This is a genomic window from Alishewanella tabrizica (genome assembly GCF_014652375.1).
Classification (GTDB): domain Bacteria; phylum Pseudomonadota; class Gammaproteobacteria; order Enterobacterales; family Alteromonadaceae; genus Alishewanella; species Alishewanella tabrizica.
The window spans coordinates 161001-167235 of record NZ_BMYR01000010.1; the positions used below are offsets into that span (position 1 = coordinate 161001).

Genomic DNA, 6235 nt, shown 5'->3' on the forward strand with positions numbered 1-6235 from the left:
CTCTCTTGCCCAATCAGCTTTGCTGGTAACATGTTTTTGCATTCCGCGAGATATCGCGAGCAGCAAATTTAGCAGTATTTTATACTTACGACACAGATAAGAATGTAAAGATTTTACGAGGCGATAGCCCTCACAGCGATAAAAATAAAGACATTAACCCCTACCATTTTTAGACATTGACAGAGTACCCGACTATGACGAGTTCGTTACGTTTACAGCAGTTAGTCACTTTATTAGATGTAACCCGTTTAAATGAAACTGATGAACCGCAGGATGTTCAAGATTGGTTAACCTCGTTGCCTCAGCCACCAGTGGCCATTGCCGCCTTTTGTGTTTATCCGCAATTTTTACAAACGACAGCGGCATTTGCAAAAAGCAGCATGCCTACTGCAGCGTTGGCAACTGTAGTGAATTTCCCAGAGGGTGATCAGCCAATAGAACGTGTGCTATCTGATGTAGCAAAGGCGTTAGCCTTAGGTGCGACAGAGATTGATTGTGTTATGCCCTACAATACATTGCTTAAAGGTGATGAAAAGGCCGTATTGGCTTTTTTAACGGCAGTGCGGGCAGCATGTGGTGAACATTGTTTAAAAGTGATTATTGAGTCAGGAGAGTTGGTTACCGCGCAACAAATTACTAAAGCGACAGAGTTAGTAATTGCCAGTGGTGCCGATTTTGTAAAAACGTCAACGGGTAAGGTTCCTGTAGGCGTCACGTTAGAAGCCGCGCGTATTATTTTAACCAGTATTGCCGCAGCTGATCGTATCGTTGGCTTTAAAGCCTCCGGTGGTCTTAAAACGATTGAGCAAGCTCTGGCAATTTTGGAGATGTTTGAGCAGATTACGGGGCAAAACGCTGATGCAAAAAGCTTGCGTATTGGCGCCAGTGCGTTGCTTAATGAACTCGTTCAAGAATTATCGTTGTAATAATCATTTGGCGATTATTGTTAAAGCAGGCCAGCATAGTGCTGGCTTTTGCTTTTTTAGTCGCTGTTCAATGCTTCGCATTGTCGAACCTGACGAAGGTTCTCACCTTCCCCAACGGGTATTTTTCATAATGAGTGAGAATTAAATAGATTTAAACGCAGAAAAGAAATGGTGGAGGGGGAAGGATTACTCGCTACGCTTCGCCTTGCAGGCCAGCGCCACAAGTGTCGCTGTTCAATGCTTCGCCTTGCAGGCCAGCGCCACAAGTGTCGCTGTTCAATGCTTCGCATTGTCGAACCTGACGAAGGTTCTCACCTTCCCCAACGGGTATTTTTCATAATGAGTGAGAATTAAATAGATTTGAACGCAGAAAAGGAATGGTGGAGGGGGAAGGATTACTCGCTACGCTTCGCCTTGCAGGCCAGCGCCACAAGTGTCGCTGTTCAATGCTTCGCATTGTCGAACCTGACGAAGGTTCTCACCTTCCCCAACGGGTATTTTTCATAATGAGTGAGAATTATATAGATTTGAACGCAGAAAAGGATCCACAAGTGCAGGCGCATATTATCAAATTGAGTTTTGATGTAAAGCGCTTTGCTAAAGTTTTTTTACTGATTGCCGATAAAGCAAGCAGTCGTGGTTAAATGTATTAAAAATGCAGCCAATTATTAACGAGTGGCAATTAGACACTAAATTAAATCGAGCCTTACAGAATCAGCATCGCGCTGACTTTGCTTTATGGCTTGCGGTACTCTCACCTGCTGTCAACGAAATGGCTGCTTTTTTTACGCCAGAACCCGCGCAGCATCAGCCGCAACATGATCTTTATCAGCAACTATCGGTTAGGCCAAACAGGGATTTCGCGTGGCAAGAAAATGATACGCGTTTGATGCGTAACCACAGTGAGGCTGTTTTGATCAGTTTAGCGCAACTCAAATTAGAATATGCGCTTAATCCTGCGCCATGGGTGAGACAAAATAACCCAAAAAAAATAGACGGCGATGTTTATGCTAATTTAGATAGCCATACCAGAAGGCATTTAAACGGCATATTGCCTAGCAAAACGCCTGTTGATGAAACTGGATTATTTGAAATACTGCAGCAGTTACATGAGCCAGAACAGGTTAATTAAGGATATGGCGTCTAGACAGAGGTTTGTCCGCTCGTTTTGTGCGAGGTACAATGCTTAAACTTTTTTCCGCTTTGACATGGGCAAGGATCGTTTCTACCAATTTTTACCGCGATGGTGCTGTCTAACGTACCACTCTGATAGTACCAACGATCAAGATAAATAAAATGAGATAATTCAGTTATATGATCCTGCTTTTGATCATAGATAAAATTGGCCGTAAATTTTACTTTCCCCTCGGTTTCTTGTTGTTCCGCCAAGCTAATTGATAGCTGATAAAAATGTACGCTTTTGGCAAACGCCATTATATTTTCTTCGCAATCTTCTTTTCGTTGAGCAGGCGCAAGTGTGGCTATCAGATAACAACTATCACCAAGACAATAGGCACTGTAACGTGAACGCATTAACGCTTCACAACTGCGAGGTAGCGCTTTGTGCAACAAATAAGGTTCGCAACATGCCGCAAACGTTTTGCCAGAACAACAATAACACTGCATGGGGTATATTCACCTTATAAGTATTTATTACACATAAAACACTAGACATAACACAACGAAATAACGTTTGGTCCGGCAACATCTGACGTTAAAACACATTTTAACGTGGTAGACCGTTTGCAACAATACGCTTATTGGCGTGAGCGTTGTGACTACTTATATAAAGATGATCCGTTAACTTAGCTTATTAGCGTGTTTTATTAATGCTTAGCTTGTGGTGTATGGTGTAAACCGTAAAAACGGCATTCTTGTTTTTTTGCCAATGTCATTATTGTTGCACATTCACTTTCACTGATGGGTGCAAAATTGATTACGACGGTGCAAGTAAGGCTTTGTACCGCTTTACTGAGTGTCGTATTGATATCTTTTATCTGCTTGGGATGGATAAAAAGTATCTTATTTAACGGCAGTTGGCATGCCTCCCAGAATGCTTTACTGGGTTTAATGGTTGGCGCTACGACTAAAATCCAGCCTGGCGTTTCAACATGCAGGTGGACGAGTTTTAATAATTGTAATTCTGCTTGAGCTTGCTGCATCGCTTGTAACGGCGAGTTTAGCGGGGCGATGATCATATTTGCATTATTATGCTGTGCTTGTTGCGCAAGTTGATTAGCGCCTATAACGTTGTGTATTGTGTGCATACGCTTACCTAGATGTTGATTACAGTGCGTTAAATTAGATGTGTGTATAAATACAGGCTGTTGATATATACAGTAGTTTGACTTTGGGTAAAAAGCAAGCACTTTTAGTCTTTGTATTATTTATTTTGCAGCCATTTTAACGTTGACGTCGTAGGCATAAGGGGATAGTTAATAAGTCATGTAAGTGTCACAGAGTTGTCTTATGCTCTTGCAGTAATAAACTTGGACACTAGCAAATGGCTATTTCAGACACTTCCTGTATTGAGTTACAGCACATCCTGCAAAAACGCAACTTGCAGCCGTTATTTCAACCGATCATATCGTTAAGTGATGCTAAAGTGATTGGGTTTGAAGCCCTAATTCGTGGTCCTTCTGACAGCCCTTTGCATTCACCTTTGCAACTTTTTAAAACAGCGTTGGCCTGTAAAGCGCTCGAGCAGTTAGAAATGCTCTGTCGTGAATTAAGCATCCAAGCTTTTGCTAACGCAGGTATTGCAGGCAAACTTTTTTTAAACGTTAATCCATTATTGTTATTAACAGCAGATCACCCAAGTGGCTTAACTAAAACTATGCTTCAGCAAGCCGGTTTAGATCCGGCGCGTGTCGTCATTGAGATTTCTGAACAATACCAAGTTGAAGATGCCACGCTGTTGGTGAAAGCCGTTCATCATTATCGGGAACTGGGCTTCTTAATTGCGATTGATGATTTAGGCAGCGGCTTTTCTGGTTTAAAATTATGGTCAGAGTTAGAACCTGACATCGTAAAGATAGATCGTTATTTTATCAGTGATGTTCATCGCGATCCGACTAAAAAAGCGTTTGTGCAAAATATCATTCGTTTAGCCAAAGCAACAGGCGCATTAATTGTTGCAGAAGGCATTGAAACGCAGGAAGAGTTAATGATGTGTCGGGAATTAGGCGCAGATTTAGCACAGGGTTATTTATTGGGTCGCCCGCAAATTGGCTTTAAGGCTGTTCATGCCAAACATTGGTTTGCTTCGTCATTGCCTACGTTAGCAGGACAGGATCATATCGAGCAATTAGTGCAAGCGGTGCCAACAGTACCACTTAATATGCTGGCAAGTGACGTATTCGAGTTATTTCGTTCCACTCCTTCTTTACACAGCATGGCTGTGATTAATCAAAAGATCCCGCTGGGATTAATTTGTCGCGACGAATTACAAGCTCTATTTGCTCAACCTTATGGTCGTGCTTTACATGCCAAAAAAACGGTTGGACAGATCATGAATAAAAACGTGGTCATGGTTGAAGCGGATAGTTCGCTAGATGATGTTAGTCAAATTGTCGCTGAGGACGATCATCATACCGGCAGTTGGTTTTTCATCATATGCCGTAAAGGGGAATATTTAGGCCTTGGTTCCGTTCGTCAATTATTAAAGAAAGTGAGTGAGCATAAATTGCAGCATGCACGTTATGCCAATCCCCTCACATTTTTACCAGGTAATGTCCCCATCTATCGAGAAATCGATAGATTATTAAATCAAAAAGCCGATTTTGCTGTAGCGTATTTAGACTTAAACCATTTCAAACCCTTTAATGACATTTATGGTTACAGTAAAGGGGATACCGTGTTGCAATTACTCGCGGAGATCATTCAGCAACAAGCTGCGGCTTGTGAATGCTTTATAGGGCATATTGGAGGTGATGATTTTGTGGTCATTTCCCCGTCGGAGCAAATTGAATCCCTTTGCCAACACATTCTTGATATGTTTGCGGCAAAAATTCCTGCTTACTACGCCTATGACGATGTACAAAAAGGTGGTATTACTGCATTAAGTCGTACCGGAGACACATGCTTTTACCCTTTATTGTCGCTTGCTATTGGTATTGCTTTACCAGATGCAAAGCATTGTCATAGCCATCATGATGTAGCCGCTTTATCGACTGCGGCAAAATTCGAAGCTAAACGACTTGGCGGTAATGCATTATTCGTGTCACGACGTCGTGGGCCAGACAGTCACCACAGTACGCCACTGGCTAGACCATCTGTCGCCTGATTTCGGCTAGAATATCAGCCTAAAAGAATAATAGAGTGAATAGTTAATGTTGTTAGATGCTTTTGTTAGTCGCCATGGTGACGCTTTCAGTTTCAGTCGCCAACACTCATGTACGTTTGCAAAGCAGGTAGCGGGGGATTTCAACCCTATTCACGACGTGGATGCAAAACGGTTTTGTGTGCCTGGTGATTTGCTGTTTAGCTATTTATTAACGCGTTATGGTGTCAGTCAGCAGTTAAGCTGTCAGTTTTCAGGCATGGTAAGTGCTGATGTGCTGTTGCATTGTAAGTTAGAGGAAGGTCTTATCCAAGTTTGTGATGAGCAAGGTAAAGTGTATCTCAGCATCAATTTCTCCGGCGAACATAGCCATGACTTACATGTTATTGAACCGCTGTTTCAGGATTACGTACAATTCTCAGGTCAAAATTTCCCACATATTCTGCAGCCGCTTATGGCAGAGCAGGGCGTGATGATTCATCCACAGCGTCCTCTAGTAATATATGAGAGCATGACATTGTCTTTTGACCAGTTGCCAACAAGCAAACCTAAACTAAGCTTAGCGGCAAGTAAGCTGGATGTAGAAGGTAAAAGAGGCAATGTCACACTTAGTTTTATTTTGACAGAAGACGATAAGCAAATTGGCAAAGGCGAAAAACGCATGATCTTAAGTAATTTGCAGCCTTATGATGAAGAGCAGATGCAAAAAATGGTCACCGAGTACAATAATCGTAAGCTTGCAGCAGGCTGTTTCGAATCATTTATCTGATATTTGCCGATTAAATAAACAATAAACTGCCGTTTGGGTTAAAAAATCGCCGAACGGTATTTTATTTTAAAATATCGCTTGCAGGCTTTCTTAAACTCCCTATAATGCGCATCCACAGACGGCGACAACGGCAACGAAGTCAAGGTTTGAAAGAATACGGTTCGCAAGAACACTGAGGTGAAAGCCTCGCTTCTGATAAGAAGCACGCTCTTTAACAATTAGCAATCAATTATCTGTGTGGGCACTTATGATGATTTC

The 6235-nt window shown here is 42.1% G+C and carries 7 protein-coding genes and 2 other RNA genes; 5 read left to right on the forward strand and 4 right to left on the reverse strand.

From position 1 onward, the window contains the following. Nucleotides 1-194 precede the first annotated feature (194 nt). Nucleotides 195-926, forward strand: a complete 732-nt coding sequence (gene deoC / locus IE070_RS12870; RefSeq protein ID WP_189483599.1) for a deoxyribose-phosphate aldolase — start codon at nt 195-197, stop codon at nt 924-926. A gap of 169 nt (nt 927-1095) precedes the next feature. On the opposite strand, the gene IE070_RS12875 is transcribed toward deoC, so the two are convergent. Next, nucleotides 1096-1261: non-coding RNA, RtT sRNA (locus tag IE070_RS12875), on the reverse strand. Between the two features lie 43 nt (nt 1262-1304). Beyond that, nucleotides 1305-1428: non-coding RNA, RtT sRNA (locus IE070_RS12880), on the reverse strand. Between the two features lie 4 nt (nt 1429-1432). Here IE070_RS12880 and IE070_RS12885 point away from each other — a divergent pair. Next, nucleotides 1433-1570 carry a hypothetical protein gene (locus IE070_RS12885; RefSeq protein WP_189483600.1) on the forward strand — a complete coding sequence of 46 codons (138 nt, stop codon included), beginning with the start codon at nt 1433-1435 and terminating at the stop codon, nt 1568-1570. 11 nt (nt 1571-1581) lie between these two features. Further along, nucleotides 1582-2058: a VC2046/SO_2500 family protein gene (locus IE070_RS12890; RefSeq protein ID WP_189483601.1), complete on the forward strand. Its 477-nt coding sequence runs from the start codon at nt 1582-1584 to the stop codon at nt 2056-2058. 11 nt (nt 2059-2069) lie between these two features. On the opposite strand, the gene IE070_RS12895 is transcribed toward IE070_RS12890, so the two are convergent. Together IE070_RS12895 and IE070_RS12900 are read right to left on the reverse strand one after the other, a co-directional pair. After that, a complete protein-coding gene (locus IE070_RS12895) occupies nt 2070-2552 on the reverse strand; it encodes a YchJ family protein (RefSeq protein ID WP_189483602.1) in 483 nt (160 codons plus the stop codon). A 200-nt stretch (nt 2553-2752) separates the two neighbouring features. Next, a complete protein-coding gene (locus IE070_RS12900) occupies nt 2753-3193 on the reverse strand; it encodes a SulA-like leucine-rich domain-containing protein (protein WP_189483603.1) in 441 nt (146 codons plus the stop codon). A 236-nt stretch (nt 3194-3429) separates the two neighbouring features. Between IE070_RS12900 and IE070_RS12905 the strand changes: the two genes are divergently transcribed. Together IE070_RS12905 and IE070_RS12910 are read left to right on the forward strand one after the other, a co-directional pair. Then, nucleotides 3430-5211 carry a GGDEF domain-containing protein gene (locus IE070_RS12905; protein ID WP_189483604.1) on the forward strand — a complete coding sequence of 594 codons (1782 nt, stop codon included), beginning with the start codon at nt 3430-3432 and terminating at the stop codon, nt 5209-5211. 46 nt (nt 5212-5257) lie between these two features. After that, nucleotides 5258-5977: a DUF3581 family protein gene (locus IE070_RS12910; RefSeq protein ID WP_189483605.1), complete on the forward strand. Its 720-nt coding sequence runs from the start codon at nt 5258-5260 to the stop codon at nt 5975-5977. The last annotated feature ends 258 nt before the right edge of the window (nt 5978-6235 follow it).